This is a genomic window from Neptuniibacter sp. QD29_5 (genome assembly GCF_047778125.1).
Lineage (GTDB): Bacteria > Pseudomonadota > Gammaproteobacteria > Pseudomonadales > Balneatricaceae > Neptuniibacter.
In genome coordinates, this window is record NZ_CP180556.1 from 48,238 (window position 1) to 70,298 (window position 22,061).

At 44.4% G+C, this 22,061-nt stretch carries 15 protein-coding genes; 12 read left to right on the top strand and 3 right to left on the bottom strand.

Going from position 1 to position 22,061, the window contains the following annotated elements; translation table 11 throughout:
- The first annotated feature begins 196 nt into the window (after positions 1 to 196).
- On the top strand, positions 197 to 1,381 hold the full coding sequence (locus tag ACMXYR_RS00230; protein WP_415902441.1) for an EAL and HDOD domain-containing protein: 1,185 nt from the start codon (positions 197 to 199) through the stop codon (positions 1,379 to 1,381).
- 18 nt (positions 1,382 to 1,399) lie between these two features.
- Here the strand turns inward: ACMXYR_RS00230 and ACMXYR_RS00235 are convergent, their stop codons facing one another.
- A complete protein-coding gene (locus ACMXYR_RS00235) occupies positions 1,400 to 3,046 on the bottom strand; it encodes an ATP-binding protein (protein WP_415902442.1) in 1,647 nt (548 codons plus the stop codon).
- Between the two features lie 17 nt (positions 3,047 to 3,063).
- Positions 3,064 to 4,632 (bottom strand): HD domain-containing phosphohydrolase, encoded by a 1,569-nt coding sequence (locus tag ACMXYR_RS00240; protein WP_415902443.1) that lies wholly within the window; start codon positions 4,630 to 4,632, stop codon positions 3,064 to 3,066.
- Between the two features lie 345 nt (positions 4,633 to 4,977).
- Here ACMXYR_RS00240 and ACMXYR_RS00245 point away from each other — a divergent pair, with 345 nt between their 5' ends.
- The 7 genes from ACMXYR_RS00245 to ACMXYR_RS00275 all read left to right on the top strand — a co-directional run bounded on the left by ACMXYR_RS00245 (position 4,978) and on the right by ACMXYR_RS00275 (position 14,202).
- On the top strand, positions 4,978 to 5,541 hold the full coding sequence (locus tag ACMXYR_RS00245) for a hypothetical protein (protein ID WP_415902444.1): 564 nt from the start codon (positions 4,978 to 4,980) through the stop codon (positions 5,539 to 5,541).
- A 180-nt stretch (positions 5,542 to 5,721) separates the two neighbouring features.
- Positions 5,722 to 6,057, top strand: coding sequence for a hypothetical protein (locus ACMXYR_RS00250; RefSeq protein ID WP_415902445.1), 336 nt, complete (start codon positions 5,722 to 5,724; stop codon positions 6,055 to 6,057).
- Positions 6,058 to 6,117: 60 nt separating this feature from the next.
- A complete protein-coding gene (locus ACMXYR_RS00255; RefSeq protein ID WP_415902446.1) occupies positions 6,118 to 7,179 on the top strand; it encodes a HupE/UreJ family protein in 1,062 nt (353 codons plus the stop codon).
- A 52-nt stretch (positions 7,180 to 7,231) separates the two neighbouring features.
- A complete protein-coding gene (locus ACMXYR_RS00260) occupies positions 7,232 to 7,735 on the top strand; it encodes a DsrE family protein (RefSeq protein WP_415902447.1) in 504 nt (167 codons plus the stop codon).
- Positions 7,736 to 7,806: 71 nt separating this feature from the next.
- Positions 7,807 to 8,403, top strand: a complete 597-nt coding sequence (locus ACMXYR_RS00265) for a DUF2799 domain-containing protein (protein WP_415902448.1) — start codon at positions 7,807 to 7,809, stop codon at positions 8,401 to 8,403.
- A 202-nt stretch (positions 8,404 to 8,605) separates the two neighbouring features.
- Positions 8,606 to 13,333 (top strand): response regulator, encoded by a 4,728-nt coding sequence (locus ACMXYR_RS00270; protein ID WP_415902449.1) that lies wholly within the window; start codon positions 8,606 to 8,608, stop codon positions 13,331 to 13,333.
- Positions 13,330 to 14,202, top strand: coding sequence for a diguanylate cyclase (locus ACMXYR_RS00275; RefSeq protein WP_415902450.1), 873 nt, complete (start codon positions 13,330 to 13,332; stop codon positions 14,200 to 14,202). The genes ACMXYR_RS00270 and ACMXYR_RS00275 overlap by 4 nt, the downstream gene beginning before the upstream one ends.
- A 29-nt stretch (positions 14,203 to 14,231) precedes the next feature.
- Here ACMXYR_RS00275 and ACMXYR_RS00280 read toward each other — a convergent pair whose 3' ends face one another.
- Complete coding sequence (locus ACMXYR_RS00280) at positions 14,232 to 16,460, bottom strand: EAL domain-containing protein (RefSeq protein WP_415902451.1); 2,229 nt, start codon at positions 16,458 to 16,460, stop codon at positions 14,232 to 14,234.
- Between the two features lie 250 nt (positions 16,461 to 16,710).
- On the opposite strand from ACMXYR_RS00280, the gene ACMXYR_RS00285 reads away from it, so the two are divergent.
- The 4 genes from ACMXYR_RS00285 to ACMXYR_RS00300 all read left to right on the top strand — a co-directional run bounded on the left by ACMXYR_RS00285 (position 16,711) and on the right by ACMXYR_RS00300 (position 22,041).
- The gene (locus tag ACMXYR_RS00285; RefSeq protein WP_415902452.1) at positions 16,711 to 18,081 is read left to right on the top strand and encodes a sodium:proline symporter; all 1,371 of its coding nucleotides are present in this window, start codon (positions 16,711 to 16,713) and stop codon (positions 18,079 to 18,081) included.
- A gap of 59 nt (positions 18,082 to 18,140) precedes the next feature.
- The gene (locus tag ACMXYR_RS00290; protein ID WP_415902453.1) at positions 18,141 to 18,971 is read left to right on the top strand and encodes a metallophosphoesterase family protein; all 831 of its coding nucleotides are present in this window, start codon (positions 18,141 to 18,143) and stop codon (positions 18,969 to 18,971) included.
- Positions 18,972 to 19,172: 201 nt separating this feature from the next.
- A complete protein-coding gene (locus tag ACMXYR_RS00295) occupies positions 19,173 to 20,330 on the top strand; it encodes an acyl-CoA dehydrogenase family protein (protein WP_415902454.1) in 1,158 nt (385 codons plus the stop codon).
- A 58-nt stretch (positions 20,331 to 20,388) separates the two neighbouring features.
- Positions 20,389 to 22,041: an AMP-binding protein gene (locus ACMXYR_RS00300; RefSeq protein ID WP_415902455.1), complete on the top strand. Its 1,653-nt coding sequence runs from the start codon at positions 20,389 to 20,391 to the stop codon at positions 22,039 to 22,041.
- Positions 22,042 to 22,061: the final 20 nt, after the last annotated feature.

Genomic DNA, 22,061 nt, shown 5'->3' on the forward strand with positions numbered 1-22,061 from the left:
TGATTGAAGATTGTTCTGATTGACTAATGTTTAGTATTTGCTCATAAATGGTAGAGCGCAAGGTGCTATGGGCATTTTCGTTATAAATTGTAGGGAAATCCCTAAGGCTATTGCTTAGGATCAATAGGTTTAGGTATTTAGCTTATTCTGGCATGGGATTAGAATGAGGTAGCGATATTTAGTATATGGGTAAGAGATGAATCAACCGGTACTTTTTTCTAGGCAGCCAATTTTTGATGCAAATTTAAATACTTATGCGTACCAATTGATTTCTGCAAATGAGCAATCTAATGCTGATAGTATGGGGTCCAATACTGCAGAAGTCGTTGTAAATGCATTTAGTAATCTTTTGGATAATGGCCATGTGAAGTGCTTACCCGCTTGGGTCAAAGTGGATGCAGCTTGGTTGTATGATGCTCATTTTCCCGATTTGCCAACGGAGTCCTTGGTTTTTGATTTAACCCCTGCCGCCTTATCAGTATCTAATTTGGAGGAGGTTCTCAACCAGTTGACTGTTGAGGGCTACCGCATCTGTACGCCTGTAGAGTTTGATACAGCCTTATATCAATTTGCTCATATCATACGGTTAGATTGCCAAAAATATAGCAATGATGAGCTGATCGAGCTTTCGCACAAGCTTAAACAACAACGGACGATTAAATTGTTGGCAGAGAATGTTGCCAGCTTTGAGCAATATGAACGTTGTAAAGCAGCCGGTATTGATCTGTTTATGGGGTGGTTTTTTGCTGAACCGCAGCTGGTTAGTGGAAGAAAACTAGCGCGCAATGAGCTAGTTATGTTTCAGTTAATCGGGGAAGTGAATAGCCCTAATGCCACCGTCGATTCAATCGAACAGATCATTCAGCGTGATCCCGAACTCGTTGCTAGTTTGCTAAAACTAGTGAATTCAGCTGCTCTTGGTGGTCGTCGAACCATTGCTAGCATATCTGAAGCGGTGATTAATATCGGTTTGCTCGAACTGAAAAAATGGGTGCTGTTATTCGCACTATGTCATAACAAACAAGTTCCGTGTGAATTGATTGGACTGTTATTAATGAAAGCTAAGATGTGTCAGTTGATGACCTCTAGGCATAGCCATGTTGATTCCGGTACTGCTTTTATGACGGGTTTACTTTCCGGGATTGATGCGGTTTTAGGTATCCCATTGCCTGAACTGTTGGAACAATTACCGGTTCAAGTTGAAGTTAAGCGCGCGGTATTAGGCGGAAATAACCCATTAGGCAAAATGCTAGCTCAAGTTGAGGCCTATATTAAGGCGGATTGGGGAGAGCTACCGAAAGGTGAAGAGTTTCATTTTGTAGCGGATTGCTATAACAAATCAGTCAGTTGGAGTTCGGATTTGTTGCAAGATCTCAGTTAACAACGTTCCTATGTCAGCTTAAACCAGCTGTTCAGGAGCGGTGTGCTCTTTCGCTTCTAAAGGCATAGTCACGCGAATATGGAAACCGGGCTGATCAGCGTTAATGAGTTCGATTTTCCCGCCTAGTTGTTGATAGACGATATTGAATACAATTGACATGCCTAAACCGCTCCCACCTTTGCCTCGTTTTGTGGTGAAAAACGGTTCGAAGAGCTTCTTACTCTCTTCTAACGATAAGCCGCGACCATCATCGTGATATTCCAGCATGGCATTTTGTTCGTCAGAGTAAGCACGAACTTCGATGTAGCCACTATCTTTGCCTTCAAACCCATGTATGGTCGAGTTGTTAATCAAATTGCTCAAGATATGGTGGAGTGCGCCTGGGTAGCTATTTAAATTGATGTCCTCAGGTATATCTAAGTGTAAATTTACATTTTGATGTTTGTACTGTGGATAAATAGTTTGAATTGACGACTCCAGATAGTGTTTAAGATTAAACTGCTGTTTGGCATCAAAGCTTTGGTCTGTCGCGATTAGTTTAAAGCTCGAGATGAGCTTGCTCGCTTTAATAATATTAGCTTCAAATAGCGCGCTGGACTCTTCTATACCGTCTAAAAAATCGGTTAAATCTGATTGAGTCAGTTTGCCTTCAGATAATTTATTGCGAATGTCTTTACTATGTTCCCCCTGAAAACTAGCAGCGGTTCGGCAAACCCCTATAGGGGTATTAATCTCATGTGCTACGCCGGCCACCATATTTCCTAAAGCGGCCATTTTCTCTGTTTCTACTAATAGATCCTGAGCGGAGCGTAGTTCGGTCATGGAGTTTTCTAACTGTTGTGTACGTTCCTGTACTTTATCTTCCAAAGTCTCTTTATATTCACGCTCAGTTTCGAGCAAAGCATCCCTCTGTTCGACTAACTCTTGCAAGTGAAGCTTGTTTTCGTTGAGCTCTTGGTAGGAGTTATAGATGCTGTCTCTCATTTCATTAATGCTGAGTGCTACCGTATCAATTTCGTCTTGTTTTTCAGGTGGGTTGCGCTTATTGAGTGATAACGGTTTGGAAAGGGTAAAAACGTCCATATCACGGAGGTATGTCGAAATAGCTTGTAGATGACGGGTGATATGCAGCCAAACCACGAGCAGAATAAAGCCCGCTACTAAAAACGTTTTGATACCGTTACTGATAAGGATGACCCCGGCTTTGCTGATCAAACGGTTGTAAACGTTATCGATACTGGCGGTGACGCGAAGCTGTCCAATATTCTGTGTATTAATACCAGGAGCACTGTATTCAAGAGGGAGATCTATAGTTCGGGTGGCGCGTGAAATGGGTTTACCTTGCTCCCAACTAGTCTCGCCATCGACCAAAATAGAAACGTACTCTATATCTGGCAGTTGGCTAAGTCCTACCAGTTGCGTTTCTATTTGAGAATCATCTAAAGACCAGACACTTAGCGTAATTGCCTGTAAGTATGAAGTTTGTATATTGTTGAACTGCTGCTCTATTCGACTGATATCTGCATGGTAATCTAAGGCAAGCTGCAAACTGGTACTGAAAAGGGTGAAGAACGAGCTAAATACAATAATTAGAACCGCAAAGCGTTTCCCCAGTCGGCCTGAGATTATTTTGGATGAAACTTTCTTTGGTGAGGTTTCAAACATAGCTTATGTGGCATCCGTCAATCAGGGAAGCGTTCACAAATTTGCAAAATCGCATCCAAGTTTTTTTGGAATATTGTAATTAGCTGAGGATCAAACTGTTTGCCGCTTTGTTCCTCCAGTAGTGCTAACGTTTCCTCTAAAGGCCAGCCTTCTTTGTAACAACGTTTGCTATTGAGAGCATCGAATACATCAGCAATAGCGGTTATTCTGCCAGAGAGAGGAATCTCATCACCGGCCAATCCTCTTGGGTAACCTGTACCATCCCATTTTTCGTGGTGAGTGCCTGCAATTCGAGCAGCTAATTGAAATATAGGCTTTTCTGAGCGACTTAGCATAGTTTCACCGATCTCAGCATGAGTCTGCATCACCTGCCATTCATCAGAGTCGAGCTTGCCTGGTTTGTTAAGTACAGCATCTGGAATAGCAATCTTACCTAGGTCATGTAGAGGTGAGGCTAAACGCATATTTTCTACAAACATTTGGTTTGTGCCGTATAGCTCTGCAAGCAGAGCGGATATTTCAGCTACACGTTTAACATGTCCGCCGGTTTCCTTCGATCGCTTCTCAACCGCTTCCCCGAGGATGTAGATGAGCTCAGCTTGAGAATCCTGAATTTCTTCTTTCAGTAATAGGGTGTGGTACGTTGCGATTACATCAGCACTGAATATTTCCAGTAAGTATTTAGCATGCTCATCAATATCATTATGGTGTTTTACATAGAGCAGACTTTCTGTACCCGAAATACCCGAGTGGTATGCAATATAGCCATCATAAGTATGAATTGAACGCTTCTCTCTTAATGCTTGGCTAAAGACTTTTTGTAACTCTTCGGGTAATTCCTCCTCATCATATTGAGTCATTGCAGAATTGATATCATTCTGAACAGCCGCTTCCTGTAGGAGAGGTTCTAGCGCCCCTGTTGCTGCAAGAACTGTAAATTGAGTGGTGTCTCGATAGATACGACGAGTACAGCAATAGATTGAATCCGGCTCAAAATTTAGAAGCGAAATCAGTTGGTTTAGAATTGCAGAAGCTAGAGTGCTGAGAGAGTTCACTTGATTGATCTGACCTATCGCGTGGATCACGGTTTCCAGTGATTTACGTTGGCGATCAATTGTTTTGATATCACGGTAGGAGCGAAGGGATGAGTAAATTAGGGTTTTAAGCTTAGTCCCAGTTAGCTCAGTTTTATCTTTGTAGTCATTGATATCATATTCTTGGATAACCTGCTCTTCCGGTGCTTGGCCTGGTTGGCCAGTCCGCAGAACGATCCGTGTCATATGGTTGGCGAACTCTTCCCTAATGGTTCGTACCAGCTTCAAGCCTGCGTCATCGGTTTCCATTACAACGTCAACCAAAGCCAAGGCTATATCGGTACCATGCTGTTCGCAGAGTTTACGGGCTTCTATTGCTGATTGGGCTTCAAGTAATTCGATGGGACGGTTGTCAAAAGTAACGTTTTTTAGAACAAGGCGAGTAACACGGTGCACGCCCTCTTCATCATCTACAATCAGTACTTTCCAAGGCGATATTCCCTTATCTGGAACTGACGAATCTTCAGCGGCGAAAAGTAAAGTGTTGGTCATCGCATCTTCCTGCTACTACTAAGAGGGGGTGCCTTACCCTGAGTAAGTGTAGCCCATACCTAATAATAGGATAGGCTCGATTGCTATGTCGGATGAATTTACCTTTTCTTGCATACTACCCTCATACATACTGAATTGTGAACAAAAAACAATCAGTTTGTTTTTGCGTTAATAAGCATGAACTTTTTAATTCATGTCCGTGGCTGAAATCAGTACCCAAGTATCATGGTTAATCAGTAGATGCTGAATAAACTGAGATCTAAAGGAACCTCCGAGTAAAACTGACATCAAATCCGTACAGCTATTATTCGTAGGCTTATCAACATTACCGGTGGGGAGGTAAGTATGTTGGGTCGTGTTCGGAAAGGGTTAATGGTGCTATCAGCCAGTTGCTTGCTTATGTCAGGAGGATTGCTAGCTTCGCCATTAGACGGGAAAAAAGATATCCTCTTAGTGGATAAAAAAGGCCAACCCATCGTTGTGGGGACGGTGAGTTTTAAGCCAGGTGAGTCTGGCAGCCACTACGAACTGCATATGGATCACGATAAATTTCGTGATTATTTTCTCTCAATGAAAGAGATGAAGTGTCTAGAAGGTCCCGAATTATGGTGCCATCTGGCGTATCCGTATAAACAACCTAATATGGTCACACAAGACGATCTCAGCTGGTTGTCCCATGATCTTTTGTTCATGTTTAAGAAAAAAGAGGAGTTTGGTGCAAACTTCTGGAACGGTATCTACTATCACATGACAGTTCAGGGCGATGAAATTCGAGGCGAAGCGCAAGCCGTCGATTTGAATGTGTTGGCATCACCACCAGATGATCTTAATGTTCCTCCGATGAACGAAGGTGAACGTGATGAGATCGACCGTACTAAACGTTGGTTGCCTGATCTGATTATTCGTTAAGTTTTTCCCTCAGTGCCTAAGCTCCGATAGCAGCTTAGGCTCTTGTATAGCCTGATAGCAGTTCTATATACCACCTTTCTAAGCGTTGCTTTATATTAGAGAAATCATACTATTCTGAAGATGAATCAAGCTTCTAATTGCCGTCAGTCTCTACTAGGGATAATAATTTCAGCATTGCTCATGCTTACTTTGTTAAGCGTGCAATCGTCAGTGTTACATCTTCATCTTGGCGAAAGTGATCATCACTCTCATGATGGTGTACAGCATAGTCATGCTCATGAAATATATAGCTTTTCAGGTAAAGAACATCAGAAGCCAGCTGCAGAGTTAGAGTTTTCGCAATTATTGCTGCTGAAAAGCATCTCAATAGATTTACTGCTCTTCGGTGTCAGTATTATTCTGATACTGCTGATAGCGAGTAAACTCTTCCGTCTCTATTGTTATGTACAGCCCTATTTAAAATCTGATTTATATACAACGTTACCGCCGCCCCGAGCACCTCCTTTGCAAGCGTGATACTTAATTAATCAAAGCATATCTAAGTAGATATTTATCTGTTTTATTTGAGGATAAAAAATGAGTTTACGTTTGAACCAGCTCGTCCTGATCGCACTGAGCTTGGTTGTTTTTATTATGTCGCCAATGGTTTTTGCGCACGGAATGTCTGAAGCTGAAAAGCAAGCCATTATCGAAGGGGGAAATTTAAGTTACTTATGGTTAGGGGCAACACATATGTTGTCCGGTTATGACCATCTAGCCTTTGTATTCGGCATTGTTTTTTTGTTACGCAGCTTCACGGATATTGCCAAATATATTACCGCTTTTACAGTAGGACATAGTGTCACGCTGATCTTTGCGACCTATCAAGCTATTCAGATTAACTACTACCTGATTGATGCGATCATTGCCTTAAGTGTCTGCTACATCGCTTTTGCTAATTTGGATGGGTTTCAGCGCCTTTTAGGCGTACATGCGCCGAATATGTTGCTTATGGTGACCGTACTTGGCTTGATTCATGGTTTTGGTTTGTCATCAAGATTGCAAGAGCTGCCGCTGCAAGCGGATAGTTTGTTGCTGAACATAGTGACCTTTAACATCGGCATCGAATTGGGACAATTGATCGCTTTAGGCGTTATGCTGGTGTTATTAAATCTCGTTCGCCATCGTGCGCCATTTCAGGCATTCGCCAAGCTGACTAATGCAGGTTTAGTCGTATTTGGTGGTTTGTTGTGCTTAATGCAGTTGCATAGTTACTCTCATGCCGAGGAGCAGAAACAGGAAGTAACCGTCACTGAAATTAGTGCAGTTGTTTCTCAAACTGCGAGCGCATGGCAGGATTCATTGGTGATTATTATTCCTGCTCAAGGTTACAAAGAATACAAACTGCTTCAGGGCAAAGATAAGCCTTTGGAGTATGAGTGGGTGAGCGATGGCCCTCTGTATTTTGATTTTCATGGTGAGCCCGCTGGAGATACAACTGGTTTCTTTCAAAGCTATGAGATAGGTACTGACAATAAAGCGTCAGGAGCGGTAAGGACGCCGTTTGCAGGGACTCATGGTTGGTACTGGAAAAATACTGGAGAAAATCCTGTAACCATTACTTTGAATTTTCGTGGTGAATATCTGCTAATGCAGTAACGCTAAAGCCGGAGTACTCACACTCCGGCTTTTTTCTATAAGAGGGGGGTATATGCGTAAGTTAATATCGGGATTATCTTTGCTGGTTTGGCTGTGCATGGTTCCTTTGCAAGGAGTGCATGCAGAGCAAAAATATAATGATTCCGCTGCACTCAATGGAATAGAAAAAGCCAAAGGCGTGTTTTTAATTGATTTTAAAACGGCTAAAACCACCGCGTTCTATATGGACTTAATTGTGGGAACTTACGATGGTTTTAAGCGCCAAGGTGTTGAGCCAGAAATCGTTGTAGTTGTGATTGGTCCAACCGTGCAGTTTTTAAGTAAAGACGCTAAACCGGAATTGGCGTTCGAATATGAGGAGTCATTCGATTCGATACAGAAGAGCATTAAGGCTTTGGCTCAGCGGAATGTCCGTATAGAGATATGCGCTATCGCTACCGATGTTTTCGATGTTGATAATGAGAAACTACCGAAAGAGCTAGAGGTAGTTGCTGACGGGTTTATCTCCTTGATCGGCTGGCAGACTCAGGGTTACAAGTTAGTACCGGTCTTTTAACTTAGTATCAGTCGTTTTGTGTTCAGCTTGAGTGAGTTAAGTTTGTTTATTTCTTCGAAGGTTTGTCTGTTATGCGTACATTGATATTGGCATCGTTGTTTGTGGTTTTGTCAGGCTGTGCCAGTTTAAGCCAAGAAGAGTGCCTTACTGGGGACTGGCAAGGAATCGGTTATAGAGATGGTTTGCAGGGTAAAGCAGAAGCTTATCTGGCTGAACACCAATCTGCCTGCGCTGAATATAAAGTGAGCCTAAACCTTGAGGATTACCTTCAAGGGCGAAACGAGGGGCTGAAAAGTTATTGTCAGCCTGACAATGCCTATCGTTTAGGTCGACAAGGTACAGAATATTCTTATGTTTGCCCAGCTGAATTAGAGGGCGCTTTCGTAGCTAAATACCAACAGGGTCGAGAGGTTTACCAGCAAGAAAAAGCGATCAAATCACTGGAAGCTGATATTCGCAAAAATAAGGCTGAGCAAACCAAATTAAAAGATCAGATTATCAAAACAGAAGCTAAGTTGGTGGCAGATGGTAAAAGTCGTAGTGAACGGCAACGCCTTTTGGGTGACCTTAAGGATATGGAGCAACGCTTACCCAACTTAAAAACAGAGCTTTTTCGTATGGAGTTACAACTGCAACGAGAAAAAACAGCACTGCAAAAATTACTTTAAGTACGATCAGCCTACAGGTTTTTTTAGGACATCAATCTTAAATAAAGTCTTTGGTCGATAAAGGGACGAAAATATCCTGTCGGAAAGCTAAATTAGGCTATGCTTTAAGGAATGGAATTCTTAAGCAGGTCGTTGATATTGATCGGTTTTATAATTCCGTCAGCAATTGATCTGCTTAAACTAGACAAAGGACGTACTCTGTATGAAGAGGGAAGAGGTAGCTGAGGCTTCCGTACCTAATCCTGATACTGGTCGCAAGGTTTCACTGCGTGTAAAACTCATGGTCTGGATGACCTTATTAGCGCTTATCCCCTTAGCTTTCGTCTCTTGGTTAAGTTATCAACAAGCTAAAGATAGTTTGCTGGTGGCAGCTGAGGAAAAGCTCCGTCAATCTTCCCTAGTGACGATTCGCTCAATTCGAAATTGGTTCGACTATCGTGTGGTTGATCTTAGATTTAAAGCAGAATCCCACGACACAGTTTCCATGCTGTCCTCTCTCTCAAATGGAATACAACAAAGTGGGCTAAGTGCCAAAGATTATGTTTATAGTGAGGATTGGTCTCAACGAGTAGACAAGCACAAAGCTGATTTAGTCAGTTTTAGTCGCCGTTATGATTATATATCCGATCTGTTTTTGATCGATAGCCGCGGCAATATCCTATTTTCTGTAGCTCAAGAAAATGATTTGGGCACAAGTCTTCAGCGTGGACCTTTCAGCAGAACAAAATTTGCCTACAGTGTTAAAAATACCCTTCGTAGTGGCAATGTCTCGTTTTCTGGTATGGAAGTATATGCACCTTCCAATGATGCCTTTGCTGGTTTCTTAACTGCTCCAATTAATGATGAAAATGGCAAAACTATAGGTGTCTTTGCCATTCAGCTACGATTTGACCGAGTTTTTGATCTACTTGATGTTGCTGTAGATGAGAACGAGCAGCATCTTCACTACTTGATGAATATTAATGGCATTTTAATCACACCCATCGGCAACAATCGAGATGAAGTACTGAAGCGTCGAGTAGAGACAGAGATGTACCTACATGCGGTGGCGAATACGGATCAGAATTCTATTCAACATGCTTTGAACTATATAGGTCCTAATGGAGTACCGGTTATTGGTATGCATGATGTGATCGTGCTTGAAAATATCCGTTGGATTCTTGTTAGTGAAGTTGACCAAGATATCGCTTTAAAAGCGTCTCACTGGTTGGGGCAAGTTACTCTGGCTTTGTGTCTTGTGACAGCTTGTATAGTTTTGCTAATAGGGTTTGGCATCGCAGGGCGAATAAGTAGGCCTCTCATTACCTTAGCCTATGCCAGTCGGGAAGCCTCTGCAGGAAATGCAGAACAAGTTGAGGTTAATGCCAATAATATCGAAACGGCTCAGTTGGCTGATGCGTTTAATATGATGTTGGAGACGCGTAAACAGCATGAGGCTGAGCTGAGGCGAAGTGCCGAGCGAGCAAATCAGGCGTTGCTGGAGCTGGGGGAACAGAAGTTTGCTTTAGATCAGCATTCTATAGTCGCGGTCACTGATTTAAGGGGCACCATTACTTATGCTAATGAAAAGTTTTCTCAAATTAGTGGTTTTACCCGAGAGGAATTGATCGGGCAGAATCATCGTATTCTTAATTCTGGTTATCATCCACGGGAATTCTTTATCGAACTCTACCGTACGATTGCTTCAGGAGAAGTATGGAAAGGAGAGATCCGAAATCGCAATAAACAGGGGGGGATTTATTGGGTTGAGACAACTATTGTTCCTTTTAAAGATGATGCGGGTAATCCCCTGAGTTATGTCGCTATTCGAAGTGATATCACTAAGCGTAAGCAGATGGAGCTGGAAATTACTGAGGCGTTGACCATACAGGCATCGATTTTAGAGTCCACGGATAACGGGATTTTGGTAACTAAGAATGATGGCAGTGTTATTCGTTACAACAAGCGTTTTGCTGAACTATGGGGATTGCCTGAAGAGTTTAATGAACACTCACGTGTGCTTGGCACTATTTTAAGGCAGCTGAACAATGCTGATGAGGCTGCACGAAATGTAAAAGGCCTCATCAATTCTGAGGGTCGCTCTCATTTCACTAGTTTGAGTCTGAAAGATGGTCGAACATACGAACAATCTTCGATTCCAATGTACGTTGAGGATAATGCTGTCGGTCGTGTGTGGTCTTTCCGAGATGTTTCAACCCGAGTAGATGCAGAACAAGGTTTGATTAAAGCATTGGACCTAGCTGAAGATATGCAGGGGAAACTTGAAGATGCTCTGAGTCGTGTGGATGTGGCGGTGGAGTCCTCTGGTTTAGGTATTTGGGAGTGGGACCTTATTTCTAATGAACTTCAGTGGGATGATCAGATGCTGAAGATCTATCAAGTCCCGGAAGATGTTATCAACAACAATCTCTATTTTGATTATTGGCGTGAGCGCGTTTGCCCAGAAGATATTGAAATGGCTGAAGGTTCTCTTAAAGAAGCGGTCAGAGGACAGCATGATTGGCACTGTGAATTTAGACTTAGGTTCCCCGATGGTTCAATTAAATATGTGAAAGCGACAGCTGCACATATGGTGGATGATCAAGGACGTTCCTTAAAAATGATCGGCACCAATCTGGATGTAACCGTTGAACGTGAGATGGAACAGAGCCTAATTGCGCTGAAAGATGAGGCAGAACAAGCCAATATCGCGAAGAGTGAATTCTTAGCCAATATGAGCCATGAGATTCGTACACCAATGAATGGCGTACTTGGTATGTTGGGACTATTGCTGAACACGCCTCTGACCGACGATCAGCGCCATCGTGCTGTAGTTGCGCAAACCAGTGCTAATTCCCTGCTGGCATTGATTAACGATATTTTAGATTTCTCCAAAGTGGATGCAGGTAAGTTAGAACTGGAATGTATCGACTTCAACTTGCGCGGTATGTTTGGTGAATTTGCAGAAGCTATGGCACTGCAAGCACAAGATAAAGGTTTAGAACTTATTCTTGATCTGACCGGCGTTGAGACATCTATGGTCAAAGGTGATCCCGGGCGTTTGCGTCAGGTATTGATTAACTTAGTGGGAAATGCCATCAAATTCACCAGTGAAGGTGAGGTGGTTATCCAGTCACAGTTGCAACATCAAGGCGAAAGGTTGCGTTTAGATTGCCGTATTAAGGATACGGGAATAGGAATTCTACCCGGAAAATTGCCCGAACTGTTTGAATCTTTTAGCCAGGTAGATGCCTCTACTACTCGTGAGTATGGTGGCTCTGGGTTGGGGCTCGCTATCTGTAAAAAGCTATGTGAACTGATGGGTGGAGAAATATCGGTACAGAGCACTGTGGGTCAAGGAAGCGAGTTTATCTTTAGCGTTTATCTGGAAGCAAGTGAACAAGCAGAAGCGGTTGTTCCCTACACTGGTATAGAGAACCTCGATATCTTAGTTGTAGATGACAACAAAACTAATCGCGAAGTGCTGTCTGCACAGTTATTGCATTGGGGAGCGAAGGTTGTGGAAGCAGAAGACGGTCATGAAGCCATTGCTCGCTGTGAGGAATTTTACGAGTCTTCAACGGCTTGCTTTAATGTTGTCTTTATGGATATGCAGATGCCGGGTATGGATGGTGCAGAGTTAGGGCGGGTACTTAAAGCTGATGATCGATTCAGTTCCGCCAAACTCATTCTCATGACCTCAATGGCTCATCGTGGCGATGCTAAGCGTTTCGCTGATATAGGTTTTAGTGGTTACTTCCCTAAGCCTGCGACAACGTCAGATATCTTCGATGCTCTCCAAGTGGTTGCGAGTGGGGGTGAAGCATTGAATAACGCCTCTCCGCTCGTCACTAGTCATTATCTAAAAGATCTTTCGATTGAAGGGCACCCCACCTTAGGTGAGAAACGTATTCTGGTGGTTGAGGATAATCAGATTAATCAGCTGGTGGTACAAGGGATCCTACAAGAGTTAGGTCTCACCGCTGATATGGCTGGTAATGGTTTAGAGGCGTTGCAGAGCTTAAATGCTGCACTAGAAAATAACTGCCCTTATGATTTAGTGTTGATGGATTGCCAGATGCCAGAGATGGATGGATATGAAGCCACTCAGCAAATTAGGGCAGGCAAAGCTAAACAGAAAAATATCACGATCCCAATTATTGCGATGACAGCGAATGCTATGGCAGGGGATAGGGAGAAGTGTCTGGCTGCAGGTATGGATGATTACCTAAGTAAACCGGTCTCTCCTGTTGCACTTAATCAGGTGTTACAACGTTTCTTAGGGATTGCCGAGACGGTTTCACAACCTGAGGAAGTTGAACAAGTGGAAGAGATTTCTGTTGCGGTTTGGGACAAGCAGGATGCTATCGCTAGGATGATGGGCAAAGAGGAATTGATTGCTCCATTATTAGAGATATTCGCGGTCGATGCTGATCCAATAGTGGACAACATTAAATCATATATAAGTAAGTCTGATTGGGCAGCTGCAGGCAAATCAGCGCATGCAGTTAAAGGTATGGCTGCTAACCTTTCAGCAATAGCCCTGCAGGCCCAGGCCGCTAAGTTGGAAAAATTAGCTAAAGCTGATGATGGGGATGGTGCTTTACAAGTAATGCCTGAATTTTTGCAGGCTTATGATGAGGTTAAAGCCTGTTTTGCAGAGTACACCTCGCAAAAAACAGAGCCTCTGCAATTAGGCCTTACTGAGGGCGAAGTAAAAGAGAAAATTATTTCGATTCGGGAAGCAGTTAATTTAGGTAGCTATATCGATACTACAGAGTATGATGACTTATGGAAGAGCGCGAGCGGTTTGGAATTGAAGGAGCCGTTAGAACAGCTGCATGCTAGATTATCAGCATTTGATTTCGAAGCTGCTGAGGATAGCTTGGCTATATTGGAAGAAGCGCTCGGTATTCAACCAGAGCTTTCGGACGGAGTCGACAAGACATGAGCAAGCCTGTCGTTTTAATCGTAGACGATGTGCCTTCAAATATTAAAGTCTTGGCTAACTGCTTAAAGGATCACTACCGGATCAAGGTTGCAACTGGGGGGAATGACTGCCTAAAGCTAGCAGTTGCTGACCCCTTACCTGATCTTATCCTGTTAGATATCGAGATGCCTGATATGGGCGGTTACGAAGTATGTCAAAAGCTGCAAGGTCAGCCTCATACTCAAGATATCCCTATAATTTTTGTGACCGCACGAGATGCTGATCGTAATGAAGAGCTCGGTTTGCAACTGGGTGCGGTGGACTATATTGCCAAACCGGTCCGTCCATCGATTGTACTCGCGCGAGTGAATACTCATGTAACGTTGAAGCAGCAGCGAGATCTACTTAAAGAGATCGCATTGAAGGATCAACTCACAAGTCTCTACAATCGTTACTATCTTCTAGAAACTGCTGAACAGCGTTTAGCGCATACAGAGCGCCACAGTGATCCGCTCAGTGTCATGCTGCTCGATCTAGATTTCTTCAAACAGGTAAACGATACCCATGGTCATTTGGTTGGCGATAAAGTGCTGCGTGAGCTCGGTGACCTTTTAGGGCGTATATGTCGCAAAGATGATATTCCTGCGCGTTTTGGTGGGGAGGAGTTTGTTATCTTGCTAGGGCATTGTGACCTTGCATCAGCTAAGGAAAAGGCTGAAGAAATTCGCGAGCAAGTAGAACAATTGAAACCAGAAGGGTTGGATATAACCGTCAGTATTGGTGTGGTGCAATTCTACCCGGGTGAGAGTATCGAACAGTTGTTAGATCGCGCGGATAAGGCGCTATATAGAGCAAAAGATGAAGGCCGAAATCGCGTGGTCAGTGAGTAATTACCCAATAATTTGAGCTAGTGGTCCTACTAGTTCAAATGTTCATCCAACCAATTAAAAAGTAGTTCTAACTCCATAGGTTTAGCATAGTGATAACCTTGGACTTCGAAACATAGTAGCTCTTTTAAGCGTTCTACTTGCTCAACAGTTTCTACACCCTCTGCGATAACCGCCATATCAAGGTCGCGACCTAAGTTAATAATCATCTCAGGTATATGCGTACCTTTCTGCTTATCCAGCATTTTATCGATAAACGATTTATCGATTTTTAGACGATCAAAGTTAAGGGTTTCTAGATAACTGAGGCATGAAAATCCGGTGCCAAAATCATCAATCGCGACTTTCGCGCCAAGATCGTGAATTACCTGCAATATCTCACGCACACTATTGGTGTCGATCATGGCTACAGATTCTGTTACCTCGAACTCCACTTGCTGCGGTTTAAGGGAAAAGTTATCCAACTTACTTTGGATAAGCTTTAAAAAGTCAGGGTGACGGAATTGAGCAGGCGAAATATTGATGCCTACCTGAAGACCCAAACCGTACTTCTTCTCGATGATCTCTAGATCACGCATCGCGGTGTCCATGACCCATTCACCGATCGGGACGATCAGTCCAGAGCTTTCGGCAACAGGGATAAATTCGACTGGAGATATCAGAGCGCCGCTCTTGGTACGCCAGCGGATAAGCGCTTCTAAGCCGCTGATTTTTCCGGTGCGAAGATCAATTTGCGGTTGGTAAGCGAGGAATAGTTCGCCCTCGCTATGCGCTTTACGTAACCCTTGTAGCAAGAGCATACGTTGTTGTGTTTCACGCTCAATCTCGTGGGTGTATTCAATAAACTCGCCACGAGCAATATCTTTAGCACGTTTTAAGGCTATATTTGCGCGCTTGATTGCATTATTACCGCTGATATTGGCATCTTTAAGGATGTAGCAGCCTTGTGTGATGGAGATAGTGAGGTCATCTCCGAATAACTCAAAAGGTTTGGTAAGCATCTCGTTGATCTGTTCAACGGTAAAGCTATTTTCTGGTCCCATAACACCAAAGGTATCGCCAGAAATACGGCAGATAAACGAGCCCTCAGCTAGGTTTGCACTGAGGCGATTTGCAACCAGTTTAAGTAATTCATCCCCTGACTCTGAACCTAAGGTGTCATTCATGCCACTAAAGTGATCAATATCGATCAGCGTAATAAGTTGTGGATGAAGCTGCCGAAGCATAGTTTTATCGATTTGATTAGCAAAGGAGACGCGGTTAGGGATGTTTAACAAAGAATCGAAATAGGCGTAATTGTGTAAGCGGTCGAGAATGGTTGCGTTATCGAGACAGACAGAGATATTACTGCAGAAAACTTCGAGCAGTTGATGCTCGGTACCTTCAAGTGGCCTCTGAATATCCAGGTACAGCAACATGTCATTACGGAATTCACTTGGGAAGTAGAGGACACAAGCGTAGTCATTCTCAATGCTTCGGCGCTTGCTACTGGCTTCTAACAGCATTGCATTGATATTGGCATCTTCGATAACTTCGGGATATTCCTTTTGGCTGCTTGGCTGAGCCGATGCGGCTACAATTGTAAATTCAGACCCGGTTGCATTTATTTCATCATTACTGTTTTTCTTGAAACAGATCATCCCTTCTTCTGATACACCCAGTAACGCTGCTAATTGGCAGATAATACCGTTTGCCAATTCGCGGATACCGTGTAGTGACATTAGCTCACTTGAGGCATGTACGATTCTTTCTAGCCCTTTGCGGCTGGAGTCGATAGCGGTTATTTCAGAGTAAGACCGGATCGCGGCAGTAACACTCGTGTAAAGTCGAGTACGGGTTAGATCGGCTTTATTCTTGTAATCATTAATATCGTATTTGAGGATGACTTCAATTTCTGGGGCGTACCCTGGCTGACCGGTTCGTAAGATTATGCGGGTATTAGTTAGTGCTAGATCATCACGAATCGTTTTGACCAGATCTAAGCCTGCACTTTCTGTTTCCATTACAACATCAAGCAGTATGACCGCTATATCTTTATTCTCAGCGAGTGTTTCTTGTGCTTCTTTTGCGGAATAGGCGTGTAGTAGCTCTAAAGGTTGTCCTAGAAAAACCAAACCTTTTAAGCCGAATTTTGTTACCTCATGAACGTCTTTGTCATCATCAACGACTAAAACCTTCCAGGGTCGTGAACTGTTGTTTGTTGCCACCAGAGTAGAATCGTTATTTTCCTCTTCGGCAAAAACAATGAGTTCATCAGACATAGACTTTCCTCATACGATGGGATTACTACTAAGTATATGCAGAGATCATTAAAAATCTTCCTTGATTATCAATTTATTGAACCTTATTAGTTATAAACGAGGTATGGCATTACCGCCAGTTGGATTATCTGATTTGATCAAACAATCAAGAGAGTCTATTACGATTAAAGAATGTTTGAAAAGACGGGGAACTGCTTTCAAGAGTCGCTGTCTGAGCAAGCATCTTCCCCTTCTATAAATGGAGTTACCTATGGAAATTTGGCTGATTGTGCTTGTATCGGCTTTAGCGTTGGTTTCAGTTTTCCTTTCACGCAAAGTGAATCATGAAAGTAGTTTTTTTAAAGGCCGAACCGCAGAAGGTCTAGCGCCGGGACTTTTAACGCTGATTTTCTCGCAGGTAACAACTTGGATCTTTGCACGCTCGCTTTTGAATGCAGCTATTTTGGGCTTCTATTACGGAATTTGGGGAACATTAGCTTACGCGGCTTATTATCTGTCGTTTTTGACCGGTGGCAAGATTGTCGATCACCTCCGATTTGAGCAAGGTTACGAGAGCGTTCAAGCGTTTCTGATTGATCGTTTTGGTCAATGGGGCTGTCGCTGTTACAACTTTGTTATCGGTGTGCGTTTAGTCAGTGAGGTGTTTGCCAATCTACTGGTTATCGGCATCTTGTTTGGCGCTGCAGGCACACAGTCCTATACATTGGCGGTGATCGGGTTAGCTGCTGTGACATTAATCTATTCTATGCTTGGTGGCTTACAGGCATCCCTGCGTACAGACTTCTTCCAGATGATGGTGTTTATTGGTGTCTTAGCGGTGTTGTTAGCCTTGGTGGCTGGTGGCGGTCACTTCAACGCCGATCTAATTGCGTTTAAACCGTTTGAAATTAGTGATCCCGGTCCAATCCTATTGATTGTCGCTCTGTTGCAGGTGTGGAGTTATCCAATGCATGACCCTGTGATGATGGATCGTGGTTTCTTAGCAGATCGTGAAACGACAAGACGTAGTTTTATCCATGCCGCTTGGATTAGCAGTATCTGCATTATCGCGTTTGGCTCATTAGGGGTGATTGCTGGCGCCAATGCGATCTCAGGGGAAGATATGAATCAGGCGTTGACGCGTCTGCTGGGTGAGTTACCGATGTTCCTGTTTAGTGCCTCTTTGATTATCTCTGCCATGTCTACCTTGGATAGCACGCTAACCAGTTCGGCGAAGATGATGGTCGTGGATATGAAGCTTCTGCCGGTTAATCTACGTAATGGCCGTATGGTGATGGCGCTGTTTATGCTGATGGGCCTGGTAATGGTGTTTATCGGCAATAAAGATCTGTTTAGTGCAGTAGCTGTAAGCGGTACGGCTTCAATGTATCTGGTACCCGTTATCTTCTTCAGTCTATGGGCTAACCGTCGTGATATCCCTGTTTGGAGTTATCTAGGCAGTTTTATCCTAGCGATGGCTGGTGCCTTGCTCTACTTCACGGAATCTTCGGGTTACACGGCGATGTTGGGCGACGCGCATAAATACACTAAGTTACTTTGGATTTGTGTGGTTGTGATGATTGGTGGTTGTGCATTGTTCTTAGTTGGTGGAGCCAGTCAAAAGCAATTGCAGCCGGCCTAATGGGTTAGATAACTCTAGATTTAAGGAATGTAGCTCTAAGAAATGTGAGTCTAGGAAATATGGATCTTGGAACACTAACAGGGCCGCTGCTGATATTTGGCGGCCCGTACAGCAATTTAGCGGCCACCAGAGCGCTTAAACAGGAAGCTGACAAGTTAGGCTTCTCTTCGCAGCAAGTGATCTGCACAGGGGATCTGGTGGCCTACTGCGCGGAACCCGTCGAGACATTAGCGTTAATCCGTGACTGGGGTATTCCTGTGGTGATGGGTAATTGCGAGGAGTCCTTAGCAGCGGATGCGCCTGATTGTGGCTGTGGTTTTTCGGAAGATTCGGCTTGTTCCTTGCTCTCAGTCGAATGGTATCGATTCGCCAGTCAGCGAGTTTCTCAAGACGATAAGCTCTGGATGGGGCAACTGCCTCGGCAAATCAGCTTTGAGCTAGCGGGTAAACGATTTCAGGTTGTGCACGGCAGTGTCGATCGAATCAACGAATTTATCTTTGCCAGCAGTCCAGCGGAGCATAAACAGGCCCAGCTAGATCTAGCAGGTACTGAAGTTGTGATTGGCGGCCACTGCGGTATTCCTTTTGGAACCCAATTGGAGCAGGGGTATTGGCTGAATAGCGGTGTGATCGGCATGCCTGCGAATGATGGCACGGCTTCTGTCTGGTACATGCTTTTGACGCCAAATGCGCAGGGCATTGAGGTCAGCTGGCATCGCTTGGATTATCCTGCGGATCAGGCTAGCGAGAATATGCAGCAAGCGAATTTGGCAGCGCCTTACGCTGAATGTTTACGGACAGGTTTATGGCCTAGCGAAGATGTTTTGCCTGAATCAGAGCGCGCAATGCGTGGGCAAATGCTCGAACTTTCTTCGATCCTTATCACCTAAATTACCCCACCTCTATTTATCTTTCTCTTCTGTAGTAACTCTTAAGTTGATAATGCTTATAAGGGTTACTACTTATCTATTGTTTTCCTAGGGTTATGCTGAATTCTTAAGATTCTGTAAGATTTATGCCTGTGATTTTTATCTTTACCAAATGAAATATATAAGGTATAGATTAGGGTAAACCCTAATAAGGTGTGCCTTATGGATTTCACATTAACAGAAGAACAACAACTGATTCAGGACACAGCCAAGCGTTTTGCTGAAAGTGAATTAGCACCTGTAGCGGCGGAGCTGGATCAGACAAAAGACAAGAGTATTCTGCTGGCCAATTGTCAGCAACTCGCCGAATTGGGCTTTATGGGGCTAAACATCTCTGCGGACCATGGTGGCACTGAAGCGGGAGCTGTCGCCTTCAGTTTAGCGATTACCGAGATCGCCCGTGCTTGTGCATCAACTGCTGTGACTATGTCAGTGACCAATATGGTGGCAGAAGTCATTCAGGCGATGGGTACGGAAGAACAAAAATCTAAATACTTGCCATTGATCTGCAGCGGCGAATATCGAGCAGGTAGCTTCTGCTTAACCGAAGCAGGTGCGGGATCCGATCCTGCATCAATGCGTACTCAAGCGCTGAAAACTGACCAGGGTTATGAGATCAGCGGCACTAAGCAGTGGATCACCAGCGCCGAGTTTGCAGGCGTCTTTGTGGTGTGGGCGGTGACCGATCCACAAGCGAAAAAAGGTAAGGGGATTACCTGCTTTTTAGTTGAAGCAGGTAGCGACGGAATCACAGTCGGCCCGGCCGAAAAGAAGATGGGTCAACATGGCTCAGCGACCAATGAAGTGCATTTTGATCGGGTGCTTGTACCTGAATCAGCGATTCTAGGTGAGCTAAATGATGGTTTTCGTCTGGCTGTGGCAGAACTGGCAGGTGGTCGCATTGGTATTGGCTCTCTTGCCCTAGGCGTAGGCTTAGCTGCAATGGATTACGCCATCGGCTACACCAAAGAGCGTAAGCAATTTGGTAAAGCGATTGCCGATTTTCAGGGCCTGCAGTGGATGATTGCGGATCGTTCTACCGAGCTGGAAGCCGCACGCTTACTCCTTTTGAACGCTGCTGATCGTAAACAGCGAGGGCTGACCTTCGCTAAAGAAGCCTCCATGGCAAAACTCTTTGCCAGTGAAAAAGCCAATCAAGCTTGCTACAGCGCGCTGCAGCTTTTAGGTGGTTACGGCTACATGCAGGAATACCCACTGGAACGTTATGCCCGCGATGTGAGAATTACCTCGATTTACGAAGGCACGAGCGAAATTCAGAGACTCATTATTGCGCGAGAAATACTGGCTGAGCACCAGTAATTAAAGATTGCTCATGCGTATAAGAATACAAAAATAAAAAATGATGGATGGGAAACTAATGACAACCGAAACCTATCAGGATTATTACGATAAGTTTGATCCGGCCATGATTGAAGAGCTCATGATCGGTAACCTCAAAGATGGATTTAATGTCTGTGAGGAGATTGTAGATAAATGGGCGGAAGGCGATCGAATTGCCTTGAATTACGAAGGTGCAGAGCGACCTGCTTCGCAAATGACCTTTGTTGAGTTGAAGGAAAAGTCTGCCCAGTTTGCAAACTTCCTTACCGCTCAAGGTATAGGCAAAGGCGATCGCGTTGCGGCTTTGCTACCGCGCACCCCTGAATTGATGGTGGTGATTATGGGTACGCTTCGCGCAGGCGCGGTATACCAGCCGCTGTTTACGGCGTTCGGTTCCGGTGCGATCGAGTATCGAGTACAGCAAGCGGGTACCAAGTTGGTGGTGACCGACCCAAGTAACCGTCCAAAGCTGAATGATGTAACTGATTGTCCGGCCATCCTGACTTTTAATCGTGATCAGGCAGCTGATGCCACAAGTGATCTCGATTTTGCTGCAGAGATAGAGCAGCAATCGACAGAGTTTACACCAGTAAAAATTGGCAAAGATGATCCATTTTTACAGATGTTTACCTCCGGTACAGTCGGAAAATCTAAAGGCGTTGCCGTACCAAGCCGAGCGCTACTCTCGTTCTACGTGTATATGCGCTTTGCCATTGGTTTGCGTCCAGAAGATACCTATTGGAATGTTGCCGATCCAGGTTGGGCTTATGGCCTTTACTACGCGGTGGTTGGTCCTCTGTTGTTGGGTAATTCCACGCACTTTTGTGAGGCGGCGTTTACTCCAGAAAGCACCTACGACATGCTGCGTAAATATAAGATTACCAACCTTGCGGCGGCACCAACGGCTTACCGTATGTTGATGGCGAATGATGACGTGTTGGCTGCGGATGAAACCTTCTCCTTGCGTGTAGCTAGCAGTGCCGGCGAACCGTTGAACCCAGAAGTGATTAGTTGGGTGGATAAGCGCTTAGGTTGCCCTGTAATGGATCATTACGGTCAGACTGAAACCGGTATGACTGCATGTAACCATCATGATCTTAAGCAAGATGTAGTGCGTGTGGGCTCCATGGGCTTCTCAATGCCAGGTCATCGCGTCGTTGCTCTGGATGCTGATTTTAATGAGATCCCTGAAGGTGAAACCGGACAGTTAGCAGTGGATGTGGATAACTCGCCACTGTTTTTCTTCCAAGGTTATACATGGCAAGAGAAGCACCCATTCCATGGTCAGTACTACCTCACCGGTGATGTCGTGATGAGCCATGGCGACGGTAGTTACTCATTCACCGGCCGTGATGATGACATCATCACAACGGCGGGTTACCGCGTAGGGCCAGCGGATGTGGAAAGTACATTGCTTGAGCATGATGCTGTGGCGGAGTCAGGTGTTATCGGCAAACCAGATGTTAAGCGTGGCGCTATTATTAAAGCTTATGTGGTGATTAAGCGTGAGTTTGATCCGACAGAAGAGCTGGCTGAAGAGTTAAAGCAACTGGTACGTACACGTCTTTCAACCCATGCTTTCCCTCGCGAGATAGAGTTTATGCCTGAACTGCCAAAAACGCCGAGTGGCAAGATTCAGCGCTTTATCCTGCGTAATAAAGCGCGGGATGAACATGAGGCAGTCGCTTAGGTTCTTTAGGCAGATTGGAG

Excerpts from the sequence above, each read along its gene's own strand:
- ACMXYR_RS00230 (WP_415902441.1), top strand. The coding sequence starts at position 197 with ATGAATCAACCGGTACTTTTTTCTAGGCAGCCAATTTTTGATGCAAAT.
- ACMXYR_RS00235 (WP_415902442.1), bottom strand. The coding sequence starts at position 3,046 with ATGTTTGAAACCTCACCAAAGAAAGTTTCATCCAAAATAATCTCAGGC.
- ACMXYR_RS00240 (WP_415902443.1), bottom strand. The coding sequence starts at position 4,632 with ATGACCAACACTTTACTTTTCGCCGCTGAAGATTCGTCAGTTCCAGAT.
- ACMXYR_RS00245 (WP_415902444.1), top strand. The coding sequence starts at position 4,978 with ATGTTGGGTCGTGTTCGGAAAGGGTTAATGGTGCTATCAGCCAGTTGC.
- ACMXYR_RS00250 (WP_415902445.1), top strand. The coding sequence starts at position 5,722 with ATGCTTACTTTGTTAAGCGTGCAATCGTCAGTGTTACATCTTCATCTT.
- ACMXYR_RS00255 (WP_415902446.1), top strand. The coding sequence starts at position 6,118 with ATGAGTTTACGTTTGAACCAGCTCGTCCTGATCGCACTGAGCTTGGTT.
- ACMXYR_RS00260 (WP_415902447.1), top strand. The coding sequence starts at position 7,232 with ATGCGTAAGTTAATATCGGGATTATCTTTGCTGGTTTGGCTGTGCATG.
- ACMXYR_RS00265 (WP_415902448.1), top strand. The coding sequence starts at position 7,807 with ATGCGTACATTGATATTGGCATCGTTGTTTGTGGTTTTGTCAGGCTGT.
- ACMXYR_RS00270 (WP_415902449.1), top strand. The coding sequence starts at position 8,606 with ATGAAGAGGGAAGAGGTAGCTGAGGCTTCCGTACCTAATCCTGATACT.
- ACMXYR_RS00275 (WP_415902450.1), top strand. The coding sequence starts at position 13,330 with ATGAGCAAGCCTGTCGTTTTAATCGTAGACGATGTGCCTTCAAATATT.
- ACMXYR_RS00280 (WP_415902451.1), bottom strand. The coding sequence starts at position 16,460 with ATGTCTGATGAACTCATTGTTTTTGCCGAAGAGGAAAATAACGATTCT.
- ACMXYR_RS00285 (WP_415902452.1), top strand. The coding sequence starts at position 16,711 with ATGGAAATTTGGCTGATTGTGCTTGTATCGGCTTTAGCGTTGGTTTCA.
- ACMXYR_RS00290 (WP_415902453.1), top strand. The coding sequence starts at position 18,141 with ATGGATCTTGGAACACTAACAGGGCCGCTGCTGATATTTGGCGGCCCG.
- ACMXYR_RS00295 (WP_415902454.1), top strand. The coding sequence starts at position 19,173 with ATGGATTTCACATTAACAGAAGAACAACAACTGATTCAGGACACAGCC.
- ACMXYR_RS00300 (WP_415902455.1), top strand. The coding sequence starts at position 20,389 with ATGACAACCGAAACCTATCAGGATTATTACGATAAGTTTGATCCGGCC.